Annotated in this window: 17 protein-coding genes; 15 read left to right on the top strand and 2 right to left on the bottom strand. The window is 65.0% G+C overall.

Features of this window, described 5'->3' with window-relative positions:
• The first annotated feature begins 52 nt into the window (after positions 1 to 52).
• Positions 53 to 1,012 (top strand): sugar-binding transcriptional regulator, encoded by a 960-nt coding sequence (locus tag NH448_RS18415; protein ID WP_045994626.1) that lies wholly within the window; start codon positions 53 to 55, stop codon positions 1,010 to 1,012.
• Positions 1,013 to 1,162: 150 nt separating this feature from the next.
• On the opposite strand, the gene NH448_RS18420 is transcribed toward NH448_RS18415, so the two are convergent.
• The gene (locus NH448_RS18420) at positions 1,163 to 2,470 is read right to left on the bottom strand and encodes an MFS transporter (RefSeq protein WP_045991263.1); all 1,308 of its coding nucleotides are present in this window, start codon (positions 2,468 to 2,470) and stop codon (positions 1,163 to 1,165) included.
• Between the two features lie 761 nt (positions 2,471 to 3,231).
• On the opposite strand from NH448_RS18420, the gene NH448_RS18425 reads away from it, so the two are divergent.
• The 10 genes from NH448_RS18425 to NH448_RS18470 all read left to right on the top strand — a co-directional run bounded on the left by NH448_RS18425 (position 3,232) and on the right by NH448_RS18470 (position 14,625).
• Entirely contained in the window at positions 3,232 to 4,581 is a 1,350-nt protein-coding gene (locus tag NH448_RS18425; RefSeq protein ID WP_124803574.1) for a sugar ABC transporter substrate-binding protein, read from the top strand.
• 89 nt (positions 4,582 to 4,670) lie between these two features.
• Complete coding sequence (locus NH448_RS18430; RefSeq protein ID WP_045991261.1) at positions 4,671 to 5,561, top strand: sugar ABC transporter permease; 891 nt, start codon at positions 4,671 to 4,673, stop codon at positions 5,559 to 5,561.
• Positions 5,562 to 5,617: 56 nt separating this feature from the next.
• Positions 5,618 to 6,508 (top strand): carbohydrate ABC transporter permease, encoded by an 891-nt coding sequence (locus NH448_RS18435; protein ID WP_045991260.1) that lies wholly within the window; start codon positions 5,618 to 5,620, stop codon positions 6,506 to 6,508.
• Positions 6,509 to 6,621: 113 nt separating this feature from the next.
• Complete coding sequence (gene ugpC / locus NH448_RS18440; protein WP_045991259.1) at positions 6,622 to 7,764, top strand: sn-glycerol-3-phosphate ABC transporter ATP-binding protein UgpC; 1,143 nt, start codon at positions 6,622 to 6,624, stop codon at positions 7,762 to 7,764.
• A 9-nt stretch (positions 7,765 to 7,773) separates the two neighbouring features.
• On the top strand, positions 7,774 to 8,454 hold the full coding sequence (locus NH448_RS18445) for an HAD-IA family hydrolase (RefSeq protein ID WP_213231605.1): 681 nt from the start codon (positions 7,774 to 7,776) through the stop codon (positions 8,452 to 8,454).
• Positions 8,451 to 9,254: an L-iditol 2-dehydrogenase gene (locus tag NH448_RS18450; protein WP_253029212.1), complete on the top strand. Its 804-nt coding sequence runs from the start codon at positions 8,451 to 8,453 to the stop codon at positions 9,252 to 9,254. The genes NH448_RS18445 and NH448_RS18450 overlap by 4 nt, the downstream gene beginning before the upstream one ends.
• Before the next feature lie 25 nt (positions 9,255 to 9,279).
• On the top strand, positions 9,280 to 9,903 hold the full coding sequence (locus NH448_RS18455) for a nucleoside triphosphate hydrolase (protein WP_108132238.1): 624 nt from the start codon (positions 9,280 to 9,282) through the stop codon (positions 9,901 to 9,903).
• 60 nt (positions 9,904 to 9,963) lie between these two features.
• A complete protein-coding gene (locus NH448_RS18460; protein WP_045991255.1) occupies positions 9,964 to 11,436 on the top strand; it encodes a mannitol dehydrogenase family protein in 1,473 nt (490 codons plus the stop codon).
• 61 nt (positions 11,437 to 11,497) lie between these two features.
• Positions 11,498 to 12,970 carry a xylulokinase gene (gene xylB, locus NH448_RS18465; RefSeq protein ID WP_045991254.1) on the top strand — a complete coding sequence of 491 codons (1,473 nt, stop codon included), beginning with the start codon at positions 11,498 to 11,500 and terminating at the stop codon, positions 12,968 to 12,970.
• 101 nt (positions 12,971 to 13,071) lie between these two features.
• Positions 13,072 to 14,625, top strand: a complete 1,554-nt coding sequence (locus tag NH448_RS18470) for an amidase (protein WP_083970191.1) — start codon at positions 13,072 to 13,074, stop codon at positions 14,623 to 14,625.
• Between the two features lie 31 nt (positions 14,626 to 14,656).
• Here the strand turns inward: NH448_RS18470 and NH448_RS18475 are convergent, their stop codons facing one another.
• Complete coding sequence (locus NH448_RS18475; RefSeq protein ID WP_045991252.1) at positions 14,657 to 15,652, bottom strand: LLM class flavin-dependent oxidoreductase; 996 nt, start codon at positions 15,650 to 15,652, stop codon at positions 14,657 to 14,659.
• Between the two features lie 384 nt (positions 15,653 to 16,036).
• On the opposite strand from NH448_RS18475, the gene NH448_RS18480 reads away from it, so the two are divergent.
• The 4 genes from NH448_RS18480 (at position 16,037) to NH448_RS18495 (ending at position 20,776) form a co-directional block, all read left to right on the top strand.
• Entirely contained in the window at positions 16,037 to 17,704 is a 1,668-nt protein-coding gene (locus NH448_RS18480; RefSeq protein ID WP_083970190.1) for a BCCT family transporter, read from the top strand.
• A 321-nt stretch (positions 17,705 to 18,025) separates the two neighbouring features.
• A complete protein-coding gene (locus NH448_RS18485; protein WP_045991251.1) occupies positions 18,026 to 19,675 on the top strand; it encodes a BCCT family transporter in 1,650 nt (549 codons plus the stop codon).
• A gap of 147 nt (positions 19,676 to 19,822) precedes the next feature.
• Positions 19,823 to 20,002, top strand: coding sequence for a hypothetical protein (locus tag NH448_RS18490; protein WP_045991250.1), 180 nt, complete (start codon positions 19,823 to 19,825; stop codon positions 20,000 to 20,002).
• Between the two features lie 96 nt (positions 20,003 to 20,098).
• Positions 20,099 to 20,776, top strand: a complete 678-nt coding sequence (locus NH448_RS18495; RefSeq protein ID WP_045991249.1) for an extensin family protein — start codon at positions 20,099 to 20,101, stop codon at positions 20,774 to 20,776.
• Positions 20,777 to 20,936: the final 160 nt, after the last annotated feature.

The raw sequence follows: 20,936 nt of genomic DNA on the forward strand, positions 1-20,936 counted from the left end.
TGTCCCTGGCTTGCGATGATGCAGGCTGTACGATCAGCCAGAGAGACGATGCGTGGACAAGTTCGAGGTCAAGCTGGACCAGGCCGCACGAGCCGCCTGGCTTTCCTATGTGGGTGGACAGACGCAGGATGAGATCGCCGCACAGCTTGGGGTCTCCCGGCCGGGCGTGCAGCGACTGCTGGCGCTGGCCAGGCAGGAAGGCCTGGTCAAGGTCCATATCGACCACCCCGTGGCCCACTGCACCGCACTGTCCCAGGCCATCCGTGAACGCTTCGAACTGGACTACTGTGACGTGGTGCCTGCGTCCGCCACCGCCGAGGACAGTACCCCCTACCTGGCGGTGGCCGGCGCCGAGCGTCTGTCACGCATCATCGAGCGCAGCGAGCCGCAGACCCTGTCGCTGGGCTCCGGCCGCTCGATTCGTGCGACCGTGGAGGCGCTGAGCCGGATCGACCGTCCACGTCATCGCTTCGTCTCGCTGGTCGGTAACGTGGCCAGGGACGGCTCGTCCAACCGCTACGACGGGGTCATGGTGGCGGCGGACAAGACCGGTGGCGAGCGCTACCTGCTGCCGACGCCGGTGGTCGCCAGTTCGGTCGAGGAGAAGCGGGCGCTGGCGGCACAGCCGCTGTTTCGCGCCATCGGCGAGGTGGCCGAGCAGGCCAGCGCGGCCTTCGTCGGGGTAGGGCGGATCGATCGCCAGGCGACGCTGTTTCAGGATCATTTCATCAGCGAGTCGGAACTCGACGAACTGCTGGCGCTGGACGCCGTGGGAGAGCTGGTGGGCTGGCCGATGGATGCCGATGGCCGGTTGATCGACTGCTCCACCAGTCAGCGAGTGACCAGCCTGCCGCTGACCACGCTGAAGCGTCAGGCGATGGTGGCGGTGGCCGGTGGCCGCGACAAAGGGCCGGCCATCCTGGCCGCGCTGCGCGGCGGCTGGCTGACCAGTCTGATCACCGACGATCAGGCGGCGCGCTATATCGTCGAGCGCCTTTCCTCGCAAATCTAGGCAGCACGGCTGCTGTATCGTCGAGCGCCTTTGCCTGGCCCCCTTCCTGGCCCCTTCCTGACACCCTCGCGCCCCGGCGGCTCGCCGGGGCGCGAGGGTGTTGTCTGATGCGCTTCTTCGTCACTTCGTGTGGATCTGGCCTTCATGCCTTCATGCCTGCTGGTGCTGCAACTGCTGCTCCTTGCGCGCGGTGATCGCCTTGAGCTTGAGCGATGCCAGCATCCCGACGATGCCCATGCAGGCGATGTAGCCGAAGTACAGCTGGTAGGCGGTGACCGCCTCGAAGCGTGCCGACAGGAAGCCGTAGATCTGCGGCAGGAAGATGTCCGGGGTGTAGGCGAGCAGCGAGATTACGCCGATGGCCAGTCCCGCCACCTCCATGGAAATATCGCAGTCGTCGAGTATCGCCCAGTACAGTCCGCGCAACGCATAGGTGAGCACACCGATCATCAGCACCACCGCCAGCAAGGCCACCGTGCCCACCGAGGTCGGCATCAGGATCAAGGTGGCCAGAAAGGCGGTGGCGCCTAAAAACAGCAGTGCCAGCACATTGGTCTTGCCGAAGCGGTCACCGAGAAATCCGGCGGTGATGCCGCCGATAGGGCGCATCCACAGCTTGGCCACGGTGATGGCGCCGGCGGCGACGGCGGTGACGCCATATCCCTCCTGGACATAGGCCGAGAAGGAATAGGTCGCCCAGAACAGCTGGTAGCCGCACAGGATGATAAGCGCAACCAACCACAGCGCCGGAATCGACGCCAGATGCTTGAGGTCGGCGAGTACATTGCCGCTGGTCTTGATCTTCTTGGCGCGTATCTCTGAGCCGTCATGGCGAGTGAAGAAGATGAAGGTCAAGGCGGCGATCACCAGACAGGTGAACGAATACATGTAGACCACCACCTTGAGCGCCTCGGTGGTGTTGTCTTGCTGGTCGTTGAGGTAGTACGCGAACAGGCTGATCGCAATGGTCGCCAGGATCGCCTCGATCAGTCCGCGCCCGCCATCGAGGATACCGAAGAAGCGACCCTGCTCGTCTTTCTTGGCCAGCATCTTCACCCCCTTCAGCATCGCCGACCAGAAGGTCAGCCCCGAGGTCAGTCCCCAGCCGAGAAAGACCATCGTCAGCATGACGCCGGAAGGGATGGTCGCGAACAGTAATCCGAGCAGCCCGGTGCCGGCCATGGAGACCGTCACCAGCAGGCGGGGCGAGAACTTGTCGGCGAGCCAGCCGCTGGGCAGGTAGCACAGGAAGAACACGACACCCAGCATGGAATAGAAGTTACCGAGTTCACTCGAAGTGATGTTGAAGACCTCGAGGATCGGTGTTTCGAAATTCTGGCGCAGGTAGAGCAGGGGGTAGATGGACCCGGCCGCCAGCAGCATCAGACTGAACTGGAAGTAGCGCTTGCGATTGGACTTGTTGGCGATGGCCGGAGGCAGAGCAGCGTGGTCTGTCATTGTTGTGGCTCCCTCGATCCAGGATCGATTGGCGTGGCATGCGTGGCATGCGTGGTGGCGCGGGGCCTGCAGGCATGCTCGGCGAGGCCCTGGCCGGCGCTTCACGCAAGGGCCCCGGGGCACCGGACGAGAAGGCAGGGAAATAAATGACAGGTCGCGCGGTGGATCTGCAGAAGTGCCGCAAAGGACGCATCGAACTGCCGGATCAGCGATCGATCGAAGCCTAGGAGGCGGGTCTGAGAGCGTCAATTTTATTCCATATAGGGAATAAGATTTCTATATATGGAAAATAAGGAGAGGATTGGGTTAGTCGATTGATTTTTAAGAAAGTACTGACTGTTACAACGGCTTTTCGAGGTAAGGGGCCAGGCTGAAGCCAGGGGCGGGAAACTACCATGGGAGGATGAAAATCCTTTAAACAACAAGGTAATGAAGAGGCTGAATATCTAATATTTGCTGTTTTGTGCGAGCTCGGTGAAGGCCAGACGTTTGGCTGATTTACGTCGATGAGTGGTTGCCGGGGCAGGGGCTGAAAGGCGTCCGTGTACCGCTAAAGTCTAAAGCTATCGGCTTTGCGTTTTGTGTGGCTGTGTCCGATCATTTGATCATCAAGTGATTTGATTGATCATTTTCTGGGAGAGGTATCCGCAGCGTTGGCTTGCTCGGATGCACGCAAGGCCCGACCACCACGACGAGTCCGAGGATTCGCGTCGGCGGTACAACAATATCCCCGCCAAGCGGGTAACGATCAGGAGTGCGCCATGAAGCCGTCTTACACCCTCCGTCCTCTTTGCGCGGCGCTGTCCAGGCCGCTGGTGCCGGCAAGCGCGCTGGTGCTGTCGCTGGGCGCGTCAGCCGCCCAGGCCGAGACCATCACCGTCGCCACCGTCAACAACAACGACATGGTGATCATGCAGAGCCTGACCGAAGCGTTCGAGAAGGCGCATCCGGACATCACCCTCGACTGGGTGGTACTGGAAGAGAACGTGCTGCGTCAGCGCATGACCACGGATATCGCCACCCAGGGTGGCCAGTTCGACGTCATGACCATCGGCAGTTACGAGGCTCCGATCTGGGCCGAGCGGGGCTGGCTCGAGCCGCTGGATGATCTGCCCGAGAGCTATCAGGTCGATGACCTGCTGGGACCCGTGCGCGATGGCCTGAGCCACGAAGGCAGCCTCTACGCGCTGCCGTTCTACGCCGAAAGCTCGATGCTCTACTACCGCAAGGATCTGTTCGCCGAGGCCGGTATCGAGATGCCCGAGCAGCCCTCCTGGAGTCAGGTGCGCGACTGGGCAGAAGCCCTGCATGACGACGACGGCGAAGTGGCCGGCATCTGTCTGCGTGGCAAGCCGGGCTGGGGCGAGAACATGGCCTTCGTCTCGACCTTGACCAACACCTTCGGTGGCCGCTGGTTCGACATGGACTGGAACGCCCAGATCGACAGCCCGGCCTGGCAGGAGGCGGTCGCCTTCTACGTCGACCTGCTCGATAACTACGGTCCGGCCGGTGCCAGCTCCAACGGCTTCAACGAAAACCTGGCGCTGTTCTCGCGCGGCAACTGTGCCATGTGGGTGGACGCCACCTCGGCGGCGGGCAAGCTGTTCGATGCCGATGAGTCCCAGGTCGCTGACCAACTGGGCTTCGCCCCGGCGCCGGTGGCCGAGACCCCCAAGGGCTCTCACTGGCTGTGGGCCTGGGCGCTGGCCATTCCCGCTTCTTCGGATGCCAAGGATGCGGCTCGTCAGTTCGTGACCTGGGCCACCTCGCCGGAGTACGTGGCCCTGGTCGGCGAGCGTGAAGGCTGGACCAGCGTGCCCCCCGGCACCCGCCAGTCCACCTACGACAACGCCGAGTACATCGAGGCCGCGCCCTTCGCCAGCTTCGTGGTCGACGCCATCAGCAAGGCCGACCCGCTCGACTCGAGCCTCGAGCCGAACCCCTACGTGGGCGTCCAGTTCGTCGGCATCCCCGAGTTCCAGGCCATCGGCACCCAGGTCGGCCAGATGGTGGCCTCGGCCCTGACCGGCGAGACCAGCGTCGAGCAGGCGTTGTCCGCCGCCCAGCGGGCTACCGAGCGCACCATGAAGCGCGCCGGCTACACCGACTGAAGCTCGTTCGCGGGCCGGCCTCCACGGTCGGCCCCTGGCTCCGATCGCCTGCGGACTTACCCCGCAGGCCTGACCAAGCGTGATCCCCCATGAACAAGAACCGTACTTCCGGGCGCACCGTCGGAGGGCTTCGCACCCTCTCGCTGCAGGCGCCGGCCGTTACTCTGCTGCTGCTGTGGATGATCGTGCCGCTGGCGATGACCGTCTGGTTCTCGTTTCAGCGCTACAACCTGTTGATGCCGAGCATGACCGGCTTTGCCGGTTTCGAGAACTACGAATACCTGCTGACCGACCCGGCGCTGTGGTCGGCGATGGGCACCACCCTGCTGCTGGTGGGCTGGGTACTGGCCATCACCGTGGTCGGTGGCACCCTGCTGGCGGTGCTGTTCCAGCAGGACTTCATGGGGCGCGGCGTCGCCCGAGTGCTGGCGATCTCGCCGTTCTTCGTGATGCCCACGGTCAGCGCCCTGGTGTGGAAGAACATGATGATGCACCCGGCCAACGGCGTATTCGCCTGGCTCGCCGAGAGCCTGGGGCTGCCGGCGGTGGACTGGTTCTCGAGCCTGCCGCTGACCTCGATCATCATCATCGTGTCCTGGCAGTGGCTGCCCTTTGCGCTGCTGATCCTGCTGACCGCGATGCAGTCGCTGGACGACGACCAGGTCGAGGCTGCGCGCATGGATGGTGCGGGCCCGGTGGCGATCTTCTTCTACATCACCCTGCCGCACCTGAAGCGTGCCATCAGCGTGGTGGTGATGATCGAGATGATCTTCCTGCTGACAATCTTCGCCGAAATCTTCGTCACCACCTCGGGCGGACCGGGGCTGGCCACCACCAACCTGGCCTACCTGATCTACATCCGCGCGCTGCTCGACTTCGACGTGGGCACCGCCTCCGCCGGCGGCGTCATCGCCATCATCCTGGCCAACATCGTCGCCATCTTCCTGGTGCGCATGGTGGCCAAGAACCTCGAGCAGTAGCGCCTTGCGGCCGCTGACGACCCATCGACCAACAACAAGCTGACGAGGTGCACCACATGACCACCACCACTACCACCGGCGACAGCGTCAAGGCGCCGGTCGCCGACGCCGGGCGAGGTGCCTCGGCCCTGCGGGCCCAGCGCAGGCGCAAGTTCGGCATCACCCTGCTGGGCTGGGGCGTGGCCCTGATCATCTTCTTTCCGATCTTCTGGATGATCGTCACCGGCTTCAAGACCGAAGCCGAGGCCATCGCCGATCCCAGCCTGATCTTCACCCCGACGCTGGAAAGCTATGTCGAGGTACAGGAGCGGGCCGACTATCTCAAGTTCGCCTGGAACAGTGTTGTCGTTTCCTTTGGTTCGACCCTGCTGGCGCTGTTGATCGCGGTGCCCTCGGCCTATGCCATGGCCTTTTTGCCGACCAAGCGCACCAAGGGCACCCTGCTGTGGATGCTGTCCACCAAGATGCTGCCCTCGGTGGGCGTGCTGGTACCGATCTATCTGTTGTTTCGCGACTTCGGCCTGCTCGATACCCGCATCGGCCTGACCATCGTCTACACCTTGATGAACCTGCCGATCGTGGTGTGGATGCTTTACACCTTCTTCAAGGACCTGCCCAGGGAGATTCTGGAAGCGGGCCGCATGGACGGTGCCAGCACCTTCCAGGAGGTGTGGTACCTGCTGCTGCCGCTGACCCTGCCGGGGATCGCTTCCACCGGATTGCTGTCGGTGATCCTGAGCTGGAACGAGGCCTTCTGGAGCCTGAACCTGACCACCTCTCAGGCGGCGCCGTTGACCGCTTACATCGCTTCCTTCTCCAGCCCCGAGGGACTGTTCTGGGCCAAGCTGTCGGCGGCCTCGACCATGGCCATCGCGCCGATCCTGATTTTTGGGTGGTTGACTCAAAAGCAAATGGTCCGTGGCCTGACCTTTGGCGCGGTGAAGTGACCGAGCTTCGGCGCGATGAAAAAACCGATCTTCGGCGCGGTGAACGACGCACCGGCAGACAGATATTCCAGGCGGCGCCGAGGCGCCCCTGACAGAACTTCGAGGACAACAAGATGGCAACACTGACACTCAACCAGGTGGTCAAGAGCTTCGGCGACACCCACGTCATCAAGGGCGTCGATCTGGAGGTCAAGGACCAGGAATTCGTGGTCTTCGTCGGCCCGTCCGGCTGCGGCAAGTCGACCCTTTTGCGGATGATCGCGGGACTCGAAAGCACCAGTGACGGCGATATCGTCATCGACGGCCAGCGGGTCAATGACCTGGGGCCGGCGGAGCGGGGGCTGGCCATGGTGTTCCAGAGCTATGCGCTGTACCCCCACATGACGGTGGAGGACAACATGGGCTTCAGCCTCAAGCTGGCGGGGGTGTCCCAGCAGGAACGCCGCCAGAAAGTGCTGGACGCGGCGAAGATCCTGCAGCTGGAGCCCCTGCTCGAGCGCAAGCCCAAGGCGCTTTCCGGCGGTCAGCGCCAGCGCGTGGCGATCGGCCGCGCCATCGTGCGCAACCCCAGCATCTTCCTGTTCGACGAGCCATTGTCCAACCTGGATGCGGCGCTTCGGGTACAGATGCGCATCGAACTGGCGCGTCTGCACGAAGAGCTCAAGGCGACCATGATCTATGTGACCCACGACCAGATCGAGGCCATGACCATGGCCGACAAGATCGTGGTGCTCCAGGGCGGCGTGGTGGAACAGGTCGGCTCGCCGATGGAGCTGTATCACCATCCGCGCAATCGTTTCGTGGCGGGGTTCATCGGCTCGCCCAAGATGAACTTCCTGAAGGTCGAGGCCGTTGCCGGCGACGCCCAGGGGGTCGAGGTGCGTGTGCCGGGCGGCGATACCGTCAAGGTGCCGGTGGAAGGCGACGAGGTGGCCCAGGGCCAGGCGCTGGAGCTCGGCATCCGTCCCGAGCATCTGATGCTCGACGACCAGGGACCGCTGAAGGCCAGCGTCAGCGTGATCGAGCGGCTGGGCGGACAGACCTCGCTGTACGTGGAGATGGACGGCGACTTGCTGACGCTGATGGTGGATGGCGACGTGACCCACCGGGTGGGAGACGAGATCCGCTTCGGCTTCGAGCCGGGCCGGGCACATCTGTTCGGTGAGCAGGGTCTGGCGCTGGCAAGCCTGGAGCGTCACCCGCTGGCATCGCTGACCCGCCAGGACAATCGTGCCGCCAGTACCGCGGAAGCCTGAGGAGCGACCATGACGACCCTGATCTTCGACTGCGATGGCGTGCTGGTGGACAGTGAGGTGATCGCCGAGGCGACCCTGGCCGAGCGGCTGGCCGAGTGGCTACCCGACCTCGACGTCGAGGCGGCCCTGAATGAAGCCCTGGGCCGCACCACCGCGGCGATTCTCGAGCTTCTCGACGGCCAGAGCGCCCACGCGCTGCCCAAGGACGCGCTGGCCCTGCTCGACGACGAGATCGAAGCCCGCCTCGCTCGCGAACTCACCGCCATCGATGGCGTGGCGCAGGCGCTGTCGGCGATTCCCGGTGCCAAGGCGGTGGTCTCCAACAGTCGTCGTCAGCGGGTCGTCGCCTCGTTGTCGCGCACTGGTCTGGATCAGGTGCTGGGCACGGCGCCGATCTTCTGTGCCGAGCAGGTCGACAAGCCCAAGCCCGATCCCGGCGTCTACCTGCTGGCCGCCGAGACCCTGGGGGTCAGCCCTGGTGCCTGCCTGGTGGTCGAGGACTCCATCGCCGGTGCCAGCGCCGCCCTGGCCGCCGGCATGACGGTCATCGGCTTCGTCGGGGCAAGCCATCTGCCCGCCGATCACGCCGAACGGCTCAGCCAACTCGGTGTGTGGCAGGTGATGACCCATATGGCGCAATTGCCCGCCCTGGTGTCCAACTGGCAGCAGCGTCAGCAGGCCAGCGTATGAAAGACGGCTCTGTTGGCCCGGTGGCGGGCAAGCTCCAGGACCAGACCGCCGTGATCACCGGTGGTGCACGCGGGATCGGGCTCGCCATCGCCCGGCGTTACGCCGAGGAGGGCGCGCGCGTGGTGATCGCCGATCTCGACAGCGAGGCCATCGACGAGGCGCTGGAAGGCTTCGACCGCGAGCGCGCGATGGGTACTGCGCTGGATGTCCGCGACAACGCCGCCATCACTGCTATGGTTCGAAAGGTAGAGAAACGTTTTGGCGCTATCGACGTGCTGGTCAACAATGCGGCGGTATTTGGCATGGCGCCGGTGCTCGAGGTGGATGAGGCCGACTTCGAGCGCCAGTTCGCGGTCAACGTCAAGGGGCTGTTCTTCACCCTGCAGGCGGTGGCCAGGGCCATGGTCGAGGCGAAACGTGGCGGTGTCGTCATCAATATGACCTCCCAGGCCGGGCGGCGTGGCGAGCCTCTGGTCAGCACCTACTGCGCCACCAAGGCAGCGGTGATCAGTCTGACCCAGTCCTGCGCGCTGGACCTGATTCGCCACGGTATCCGTGTCAACGCTATCGCCCCGGGGGTGGTCGATACCCCCATGTGGGACGAGGTCGACGCCCTGTTCGCCCGCTACGAGGGACGCCCCCTCGGCGAGAAGAAGCGACTGGTCGGCGAGGCGGTGCCCTTTGGCCGCATGGGGCGACCGGACGATTACGCCGGCGCTGCGGTGTTTCTGGCCAGCGCCGACAGCGACTATGTCATCGCCCAGACCCTGAACGTCGATGGCGGCAATTGGATGAGTTGAGCCACGGGCACGAGCGAGGTGACAGATGACCCCCACCATGGAAGCGATCGCTGACGAACTGCTGACGCGCAGCGAGGGCAGGGCGCGCTATATCGTTGCTCTGGCCGGCCCACCGGGGGCCGGCAAGTCCTTTCGCTCCGCCTGGCTGGCGCGTCAGCTCAACGAGCGGCAACCCGGCGTCGCCGAGGTGGTGCCCATGGATGGCTATCACTTCGACAACGGCGTGCTCGAATCGCAGGGACTGCTGCCCATCAAGGGCGCGCCGGAAACCTTCGATGTGGATGGCCTGCGCCATGACCTGGCGCGGCTGAAGCGAGCCGACCGGGACGTGGCCGTACCGGTATTCGACCGACCGCTGGACCTGGCGCGTGCGGGCGCCCGGGTGATCACGCCCGGTCATCGGGTGCTGATCGTCGAGGGCAACTACCTGCTGCTGGATCACGGGCCCTGGCCGGCGCTGGCGGACTACTTCGACTTCAGCCTGTTTCTCGAGGTCGCCGATACGGTGCTCGAGCAGCGATTGATCGAGCGCTGGCTCGGCATGGGCCAGGACCAGGCCGGGGCCATCGCCAAGACCCGGGACAAGGACATGCTCAACGCGCGCCTGATCAAGACCCGCTCGATCACCGCCGATCTCCACTGGCACTAGCCAATCCCATTTTTGGAAAGCGGCTCTGCTTTCTCATTGTTCATCTGGCGGAGAGCCTTCATGACACGACTTTGCAACGCGGAACTGGCTGGCCTCGCTCCGCATCTCTCGGTGCCCAGCTACGATCGTCGGGCGCTGACACCGGGCATCGCCCATTTCGGCGTCGGCGGTTTTCATCGGGCCCATCAGGCCATGTACCTGGATCGTCTGATGGAAGCCGGGCAGGCCCATGACTGGGGTATCGTCGGCATCGGCGTGATGCCAGGCGACAAGCGCATGCAGGAGGCGCTGGCCAGCCAGGACCACCTCTATACCCTGGTGGTCAAGCATCCCGATGGCGCGCTGGAACCCCGCGTCATCGGTTCGATCATCGATTACCGCTTCGCGCCGGACGACCCCGAGGCGGTGATAGAGACCCTGTCGGACCCGACCATCCGGATCGTCTCGTTGACGGTGACCGAGGGCGGCTACAACGTCCACCCGGTCACCGGCGAGTTCGATCTCGATGCCGCCGAGGTGGTGTATGACCTGTGCAACCCCGAGCGTCCGCGTACCAGTTTTGGCCTGATCGTGGCGGCGATCGAGCGCCGGCGCGAGCGCGGCATCCCGCCCTTCACGGTGATGTCCTGCGACAACATCCCGGGCAACGGCGAGGTGGCGAGGCGCATGTTCACGGCCTTTGCCTACGCTCGTGATCGCGCGCTCGGGCAGTACGTCGAGGCGGAAGTGCCTTTCCCCAGTTCAATGGTCGATCGCATCACGCCGATGACCACGCCGGGCGACATCGAGGAGCTTTCCGAGCGCTTCGGACTGGAAGACGCCTGGCCGGTGATCTGCGAACCCTTCACCCAATGGGTGCTGGAGGATCATTTTGCCAGTGACCGACCGGCGTTTGATGAGGTCGGCGTGCAGCTGGTCGAGGACGTCGAGCCCTACGAGCTGATGAAGCTCAGGTTGCTCAACGCAGGCCACCAGGCGCTTTGCTATGTCGGCTATCTGGCCGGCTATCGTTACGCCCATGAGGTCTGTCAGGATCCGCTGTTCATCGATTTCCTGCTTGGCTACATGGCCGAGGAGGGCAGCCCGACACTGCCTCCGGTCCCAGGCGTCGATCTCGATCAGTACCGGCACACCCTGATCGAGCGCTTCGCCAATCCCGAGGTGAGAGACACGCTATCGCGGCTTTGTGCTGAAAGCTCGGACCGAATCCCGAAGTGGCTGTTGCCGGTCATTCGTCACCAGCTCGAACACGGCGGCGAACTCAAGCGTTCTGCCGCGGTGGTGGCAAGCTGGGCGCGCTACGCCGAAGGCGTGGACGAGCAGGGCCAGCCCATCGCGATCGTCGATCGCTGGAAGGATCGGCTGACCGAGCTCGCCGGGACCCAGCGTGAGCACCCCACCGCCTTTATCGAGAACCGTGAGCTGTTCGGAGATCTCGCCGACTCGCCGCGCTTCGTGGTGGCCTACGTCGAGGCGTTGAAGCTGTTGCAGGACAAGGGCGCCAGGGCGACCCTGGAGGCGCTGGCGTCCTGACCCACCGCTGAGCGCGTCGGCTTCGACGCACCGTGTCGATGCGCCAACGAGGAATCTTTTCATGTATCTCGGTGTGGATTGTGGCACCCAGAGCACCAAGGTGGTGGTGGTGGATCTGGCGCGTGGCGCCACCATCGGCGAGGCCAGTCGACCCCACCGCATGATCGAGGGCGCCAGGGGGCGGCGCGAGCAGGACCCGGCACAGTGGATCGAGGCCTTTATCGGCGCCTTCCACGCGGCGATCGCGTCGGCCGGTGTCAGCGCCGGTGATATCCGCGGCATCGGTGTCTCCGGCCAGCAGCATGGCATGGTGGCGCTGGATGCCAGGGATCAGGTGCTGTACCCGGCCAAGCTGTGGTGCGATACCGAGACCCATGCCCACAACCAGGCCCTGATCGGCGCTCTGGGCGGGGAAGAGGGCTGCCTGGCGCGGCTCGGCCTGGTGCCTCAGACCGGCTACACCGCCTCCAAGGTGGCCTGGCTGCGCGAGCATCATCGCGACATCTATGATCGCGTGGATGGCGTGCTGTTACCCCACGACTACCTCAATCTGTGGTTGACCGGCGAGCGTGTCAGCGAGGCGGGAGACGCCTCGGGTACCGGTTATTTCGATAGTCGCTCACGGCGCTGGAGTCCTGAGGTGTGGCAGTTGATCGCCCCTGAGCTGGACCCGGCCCGGGTGCTGCCAAGACTGATCGAGTCCCGCGACACGGCAGGGCAGGTCCGGCCGGTGCTGGCCCGGGAGCTGGGGCTTTCCCCGGGCGTCGCGGTCGCCAGCGGCGGCGGAGACAATATGCTCGGCGCCATCGGCACCGGCAACATCGTGCCGGGCAAGGTAACCATGAGCCTTGGCACCTCGGGCACCGTCTGCGCCCACTCCGATCACCCGGTGCTGGCCGATTCCGCCATGGTCGCCAACTTCTGCGCCAGCCACGCGGGCTGGCTGCCGCTGGTCTGCACCATGAACACCACCTCGGCCACCAATCGCGTGCGTGAGCTGTTCGGTCTCGACCTGGCGGGGTTCAACCAGGCCCTGGCCCAGGCGCCTGTCGGCGCCGATGGCGTGACGGTCTTGCCGTTCTTCAACGGCGAACGGGTACCGAGCCTGCCCGAGGCCAGCGCCTCCTTTCTCGGCCTGACCAGCCGCAACACCAGCCCCGCCCATCTGTGTCGCGCGGTGGTGGAGGGCGCCACCTTCTGTCTGCGCTACGGCCTTGACCTGATGGGGCCGCTGGCCGACCAGGCACGCCAGATTCGGCTGATCGGCGGCGGCGCCCACAGCGCCGCCTGGCGCCAGATGGTGGCGGACATCACCGCCACCGAGGTGGTGTGCCCCCGGGTGACCGACGCCGCCGCGCTTGGCGGCGCCATCCAGGCGGCCTGGTGTGCCAGGGAGGGCGACCTGGACGAGCTGTGCCAGGCGCTGGTGCAGCTGGATGAAGGCTCCCGGGCCGAGCCCGACGCAGGCCGAGTCAAGCGCTATGGTGAGGTCTACCTGGGCTGGCTGGTCGCCCTCGATCGTCTGCATGGATGACAGCGGAGGCTCTTGCATAAGTGACAGCTGAGGCTCCGCCCGCTAGCGTTGGAACATGTCGGGCCAGCCCGCTCGTCTCAATGCCGTGCAGCGAGGACGCCATGCCCACTCCATTTCCACCTTCACCGTCTCATCCGCCCAGCTCTCAGTCTGGCTCTCCGTCCGTGGGCGAGGGCGCCACCAGCCCTGCCCAGCGCGAGATCCTGGCCCTGGGGGCGCTCGCCTTGTCTCGGGCGATCCATGCACGGGAGCTTAGTTGCCGCGAGGTGATGGACGCCTACCTGGCACAGATCGACGCGGCCAACCCGGTGGTCAACGCCATCGTCTCTCGCCGAGACCACGAGGTGCTGATGGACGAGGCCGGGGAGTGCGACCGCGAACTGGCGGCGGGGCGCTCTCGCGGCTGGCTCCACGGCATTCCCCAGGCGATCAAGGACCTTTCGGCCACGCGTGACCTGCCGACCTCGATGGGCTCGCCCTTGTTCAAGGGTCAGGTGCCACAGCAGGACGGCATCATGGTCAGGCGGATGCGCGAGGCCGGCGCCATCTTTGTCGGCAAGACCAACACGCCGGAGTTTGGCCTCGGTTCCCAGACCTACAACCGCGTCTTCGGCGCGACCCGCAACGCCTTCGATCCCGCCCTGTGCGCCGGTGGCTCCAGCGGCGGGGCCGCTGCCGCCCTGGCCATGCGCATGCTGCCGGTGGCCGATGGCAGCGACATGATGGGGTCTTTGCGAAACCCCGCCGCCTACCACAACCTGTTCGGGATGAGGCCTTCCTTCGGTCGCGTTCCCCATGGTCCTGGCCCTGATATCTTCGGCCACCAGTTGGCCACCGAAGGGCCCATGGCGCGCAGCGTCGGCGACCTTGCCAGGCTGCTGGCGACCCAGGCCGGGGCCCACCCCCGCGCTCCCCTGTCACTCGCCGATGATCCCGAGCGTCTTGCCGATCCGTTCGATGACCTTGACGCGGCGTCGGGCCTGCGTATCGGCTGGCTCGGCGATTGGCAGGGTTACCTGGCGATGGAAGAGGGCGTGCTGGACGTCTGCCAGGGGGCGCTGTCGGTGTTCGAGCGCCTCGGTGCCCGGGTCGAGCCGGTGGTGCCGGAGATGTCACCCGAACGGCTGTGGCAAAGCTGGCTGGTGCTGCGCCAGTGGGCGGTGGCGGGCAGTCTGTCAGAGGTCTGGGCCGACGATAGCCGTCGTTGCCAGCTCAAGCCCGAGGCCTGCTGGGAGGTCGAGCAGGGCATGGGCCGAACGGCGCTGGATGTGCACCGTGCCAACGTCGAGCGCAGTGCCTGGTACGCCTGCCTGCTCGGACTGTTCGAGCGCTTCGATGCGCTGGCCCTGCCCAGCGCCCAGGTATTTGCCTTCGACGTCGACACACCCTGGCCCGGGCAGATCGCCGGGCGAACGATGGACAGCTACCATCGCTGGATGGAGGTGGTGATCGCCGGCTCCCTGTCGGGGTGCCCGGTGATCAATCTGCCCGCAGGCTTCAACCCGCGCGGCCAGGCCATGGGCGTCCAGCTCATCGCTCCCCATCGTCGTGATCGCGACCTGCTGCGCTGGGCTCATGCCTTCGAGCAGGCCGCTCCCGACTGGCTCGCGCGCGAGCCCGAATGGCGTACGCCCGGGGCTCACCCGCCGCGTTGAGGCCCCGTCGCGCCACGTTGCCGGGCGGGGCTCAGCCCTGCCATACCTCAGCGACCAGGCGGTAGCTCTCGAGGCGATCCTCCAGGGCATAGGTGTCGGTGTTGATCATCAGCTCATCGGCCTGGGTGCGTTCGAGCAGGCGCTCCAGACCGTCGCGCACCGTCGCCGGGCTGCCGATCACCGCGGCGCCAAGAAACCCTTCCACCTGGGCGCGCTCCATGGAACTCCAGTCCAGCGTCGCCACCGGTGGCCGGGCGCGTCCGCGCTGGCCGCGAATCAGGCCCAGAAACTTCTGCCTTGCGGTGCTGGCGAGGTAGTCGGCGCGCTCGTCCGTAGCGGCGGCCAGCACCGGCAGACCGACCATGGCGTAGGGCGCCGCGAGCACCTCGGAGGGGCGGAAGTCGCGGCGATAGATGGCCAGCGCTTCGTCGAGCTGGGCCGGGGCGAACTGGGCGGCGAAGGCAAAGGGCAGCCCCTTGTGGGCGGCCAGCTGGGCGCTGTACAGGCTCGAGCCCAACAGCCAGATCGGTACTCGGGTGCCCTGGCCGGGCACCGCCCGGACCCGCTGCTCCGGTCGGGCCTCGCCAAGAAAGCCTTCCAGTTCGGCCAGACGCTGGGGGAAGTCCTCGACGCCAGCGTGTGGATCGCGGCGCATCGCCGCCATGGTGGCCGCGTCCGAGCCCGGAGCCCGGCCCAGCCCCAGATCGATGCGGCCCGGATAGAGCGTCTCCAGGGTGCCGAACTGTTCGGCGATCACCAGCGGTGGATGGTTCGGCAGCATGATGCCGCCGCTGCCCACGCGGATGCGTGAGGTCTTCTCCGCCAGGTGTCCGATCAGTACCGAGGTCGCCGCGCTGGCGATCCCCTCCAGCCCATGATGTTCGGCCAGCCAGTAGCGGGTGAAGCCAAGCGATTCGCTCAGGCGGGCGAGGGCAACGCTGTCGTGGAAGCTGTCGGCGACGGTGCCTCCATCCCGGATCGGCGCCAGGTCCAGGACCGAAAGGGGCGTAGTGTCGAGACGGGCCATGGGGCTCTCCTTCTTTTGGGCCGGGCTTTTGGCCGGGAAAATTCGTACCTGAGGCGACGAATTTGGCGGATGTTTTGCTGCGCCGACTGGCGGGTGGTGGATTCCGCTGTCTTGGTGGCGAACTTCACTATGATGTCACCGAGGTGCCTCATCGGTGCTTCGACTCTCCAGTGGCAGTCCAGTGTCAGCTTAGTGCCAAGCCGGATCGGTGGGCTGCCCGGGGATGATAGATAACAACCTAACGGTTATCAAAGTACGGGTCTGCAAAGGCTGCTCGGCGAATGCCCGGGCAGAAGCGTTCGATAAGGAGCGTCCGAGCGTGGTCTTCGCCGGAGCGGCGCTGCACAGGCCTTCCAACAAGCAGTCGAACAAAAGGAAGGCGATATGCAACGCAATGAAGGACAGCGGGTCTTTTACGTCTCCGCGATCATCATCCTGATCCTGGTGGCCCTGGGGGCCATGTTCCCTGAAGGTTTCGGCGAAGTCGCCAGTCGCGCCCTGGGAGGCGTATCCCACTATTTTGGCTGGTTCTATCTGCTGTCGGTCACCGGCATCGTGGTATTTCTGCTCGGCCTTGCCGTGAGCAAGTACGGCAAGGTGCGCCTGGGGCCGCAGGACGGCAAGCCAGAATACGGCTTCTTTTCCTGGGTCAGCATGCTGCTTGCTGCCGGCTTCGGGGTTGGCCTGGTGTTCTACGGCATGGCCGAGCCCATGACCCACTATATTGCACCACCCTACGCCGACATGACGCCGGAAAGCGCGGAGTCGGCCCGCTACGCGATTCAGTACAGCTTCTTCAACTGGGGGATTCATCAGTGGGCGGCCTTCGCCCTGGTGGGCTTGATCATCGCCTACTACCAGTTTCGCAAGGAGCAGGCGGGCCTGGTGTCGGTGGTGCTGCGTCCGCTGACCGCCAAGCGACCGGGGCTGCGCAAGTTCAACGGCGCCCTGGACGTCTTTGCCGTGGTGGCCACGGTGATGGGGGTAGCGACCTCGCTGGGGCTGGGCGTGCTGCAGACCAACGGCGGTCTGCACGCGGTGTTCGGCATTCCGGAGAACGGCCTGTGGCAGTTCATCATCCTGTTCTGCATGTTCCTGGCCTACATGGCATCCACCTGGTCGGGCCTGGACAAGGGGATCAAGCGACTGTCCAACCTCAACATGATCATGTGTATCGCCATGATGGTCTACGTGCTGGCCACCGGCCCCACCATCAAGCTGCTGGAGACCATCACCCTGGGACTGGGCGACTACCTGCAGAACTTCTTCGTGATGAGCCTGCGCATGTCGCCCTACAACGATAATCCCTGGGCCCAGAACTGGACCATCTTCTACTGGGCCTGGGTCATCGCCTGGTCGCCCTTTGTCGGCACCTTCGTGGCGCGCATCTCCAAGGGGCGCACCATCAAGGAGTACGTGTTCGGCGTGCTGTTCGTGCCGCCACTGCTGGCCTGCCTGTGGCTGGGCGTGTTCGGTGGCACCGCCATCCATATGGAACTGGCCAACGAGGGCCTCGGCCTGGCCCAGGCGACCCAGGACAACATCACCGTGGCGCTGTTCGAGATGTTCGATCTGATGCCCTTCTCGGGACTCTTGTCGGTGATGGCGATGATGCTGATCTTCATCTTCCTGGTGACCTCGGCAGACTCGGCGTCCTATATCGTTGCCCAGATGACCGACAACGGCTCGATCAATCCTCCCCTCTACAAGCGGGTGCTGTGGGGTGTGCTGATCGCCGCCATCTGCCTGACGCTGATCGCCGCTGGCGGCCTCAAGGGACTGCAGTCGGCATCGGTACTGTCGGCGCTGCCGTTCACCTTCATCCTCTACATGATGGTGATCGTACTGGTGAGAGAGCTGCGCAAGGATCGCAAGCTGATGCTCGACGGTCTCTATCAGCACTACCGCGAGATGCCGGTCGGTGCAGACGCCTTCGAGGCGCGTGACCAGGCCAAGACCGAAGGCATGGAGCCCCCCGAGGAAGCGCTGAAAATGGATGACAGTGAGGAGGGTGGCTCCAGCGAGGCGATGGCCACACCGAAACCGCAGTAACCACGTGGCGGCGGCCGGGCCTCGATCACCCGTCTGTGATAGCCCCGGCTGGTAAGGGACAGGCGGAGCCAGACCTGACCGCAGGAAACCAGAAGGCCCGCCCCATGGCGGGCCTTCTGCTATGTCGTCAACTGACGGCGCTATTGGAGGCGCTATTGGAGGCACTATTTCCGACACTATTGCCGGCACTATTTCCGGTACCCCAGGGTGCCGGCAATTTTTTGTGCCGAATCGAATATTCGCCTACCGTGATGGAGAGTCCGACTTTTGTTAGGGTGCTACGCCCCTCACATCATGACCGCCGTCTGGCAAGGAGTGTCCATGAACGGTCGAGCGCTGCAGGAGCGCCTGCCGCTGTCTGGCAAGGATCGCGTCTTTCGTCTATCTGCCCTTATCATCATCGCCCTGGTCGCCGTGGGCGCCAGTTTCCCCGACGCCTTCGGTGACGCCGCCAACACCGCGCTTAGCCAGGTGACCCACTACTTTGGCTGGTTCTACCTGATGGCGGTGTTCGCCTTCGTCATCTTTCTGGTGGCGCTGGCGATGAGCAAGTACGGCAAGGTGCGCCTGGGGCCCCAGGATAGCACCCCCACCTACGGCACCTTTTCCTGGATCAGCATGTTGCTGGCGGCCGGCTTCGGCGTCGGTCTGGTGTTCTACGGCATGGCCGAGCCCATGACCCACTTCGCCGAGCCTCCCTATGGCGCGGTCCCCGCCGAAAGCGTGGAAGCGGCGCGCTACGCCATCCAGATGAGCTACTTCAACTGGGGGGTGCACCAGTGGGCGGCATTCTCGCTGGTCGGGCTGATCATCGCCTACTTCCAGTTCCGCAAGGACCAGGCCGGGCTGGTCTCCTCGGTGCTGTCGTCGATGACCGCCAAGCGCCCGGCGCTGCGCCCCTACACCGACTGGCTCGACATCTTCGCCGTGGTCGCCACGGTGATGGGGGTGGCGACCTCGCTGGGGCTCGGGGTCCTGCAGGTCAATGGTGGCCTCAATGCGGTCTTCGGACTGCCGGAAAGCGGCCTTTGGCAGGCGGGCATCCTCGGGGTGATGTTCGTGGCGTACATGGCCTCGACCTGGTCGGGGCTCGACAAGGGCATCAAGCGATTGTCCAACCTCAATATGGCGCTGTGCATCGCGATGATGCTGTACGTGCTGTTCACCGGCCCCACGGTCAAGATCCTCGAGACCATCACCCTGGGCATCGGCGACTACCTGCAGAACTTCATCGGCATGAGCCTCAAGATGTCGCCCTACAACGATGACCCCTGGGCTTCCAGCTGGACCATCTTCTACTGGGCGTGGGTGATCGCCTGGTCGCCCTTTGTCGGCACCTTCGTGGCTCGGGTCTCGCGGGGACGGACCATTCGCGAGTACGTACTCGGTGTACTGGTGGTGCCGCCGCTGCTGGCGTGTCTGTGGATCGGGGTGTTCGGCGGGGCGGCCCTGCATATGGAGCTGGGCGGTGATGCCGGCCTGGCCGCCGCCACCCAGGACAATATCACCGTGGCACTGTTCGAGATGTTCGACCTGATGCCGTTTTCCACGGTGCTGTCGGTGCTCGCCATGATCCTGATCTTCATCTTTCTGGTCACCTCGGCAGACTCCGCCTCCTTTATCGTCGCCCAGATGACCGACCATGGCTCCATCGCGCCGCCGCTGTACAAGCGGATCTGCTGGGGGCTGTTGATTGCCGCCATCTGTCTGACGCTGATCGTTGCAGGTGGGCTCAAGGGACTGCAGTCCGCCGCCGTGCTGGCGGCCCTGCCGTTCTCGTTCATCCTGTTCGGGATGATGTTCGTGCTGGTCAAGGAGCTGCAGGCGGATCGCCGCAACATGCTGTCACAGCTGTACCGTCAGCATGGCGAGACCCCGGTGGGCGCGGATCCGTTCGAGGCCGGCAACCTGGCCGAGGAGGAGCGTCTGCGGCGGGCCCCCAACGTGGTCAACCGGCGCATCAACCACTGAGGTGACGTCGACCGGCACCGGCGATCTGTGACCCCGGGCGAGCACCGTCAAACGAAACTTGGCGCAAAATGCAGTATCTACGATGCATTGGTAGTCAGGAAGAGTGCCAGGACGTAAGCTCAGGGTATCGTCGGAAGGATCTCGGCCATGTCTTCACCCCCTGCCCGCGGCGCGACCCGCCGCGGGCCACCGTCTCGTCGCAGGCGGCTGACATTCAACTGGGTCACCTTCGATCGCTGGCTGGACCGTATCGTCATCCTGGCGGTGGTAACCGCCGTGACGGTCGGTATCGTCGCTCTGGCGCTATCCTTGTTGGTGGACCCTTGATCGTACCCGACGCCCCGGTCGTGGGATGAACCGTGGCCAAGGGTCGGGCGCAGGAAGGGTCGGGCACAGAAAGGGTCGGGCACAGGAAGGAACCATATGGGGCAGTGGCTGTTGATCATGCTGCTGGTGTTGGGCGTTGCCCTGGACAAGGGGATGATCGCAATTCCGGATCGCTGGTTGCCCTGGACACCGATATCGATCGAGACGCCGCCTGGTCCTTTCCTCGGCTGGAAGCTGGCGCGGCTGGCGGATGACCCCGAGGCCTGCCGTGCGGTGCTGGCGGCGGACCCGCCCCAGCGATATACCCCACTGGATGACGTCACCCGGGGCCAGTGTGAGCTTTCCAATCTGGTGCGCTACGCCGGTGGCCAGTCGCGCATGCAGCCGAGCGTGATGACACGCTGCCCGCTGGCGGTGGCCTGGGCGGTGTTCGAGCGTCATGAGCTCAACGCCGCTGCGCGCGCCCACCTTGGCGTGGACGTGGCCCAGATCGAACACTTCGGCAGCTTCGCCTGCCGCAATATCTATGGTCGGGCCGAGGGACGTCGCAGCCAGCATGCCAGTGCCGAGGCCCTGGATGTGGCCGCCTTCGAACTCGAGGACGGTCGTCGCGTCAGCTTGTCGGGCCACTGGGGCAAGGGAGCCGAAGGACGTTTCCTGAAGGAAGTGGGGCAGCGCGCCTGCAAGGTCTTCGGCACCGTGCTGGGGCCTGACTACAATGCCGCCCACGCCGATCACTTTCATCTCGGCGTGGGCGGTCGGGTCTGCCGCTGAGGGCGGCATCCTGGCTCGGATCGGGGCGGGGTCGAAAGCTGCCTGGACGCCTCGGGCCTGGACTTAGCGACTGAGGTCGATGTCCCGGGAATCGGTGGCAGCACCGGTCGCCGCACCCACGCCGCCGCCGATGACCGCGCCCTTGCCCACGTCGCCGCCG

The organism is Halomonas sp. OfavH-34-E, from assembly GCF_024124525.1.
Lineage (GTDB): Bacteria > Pseudomonadota > Gammaproteobacteria > Pseudomonadales > Halomonadaceae > Halomonas > Halomonas litopenaei.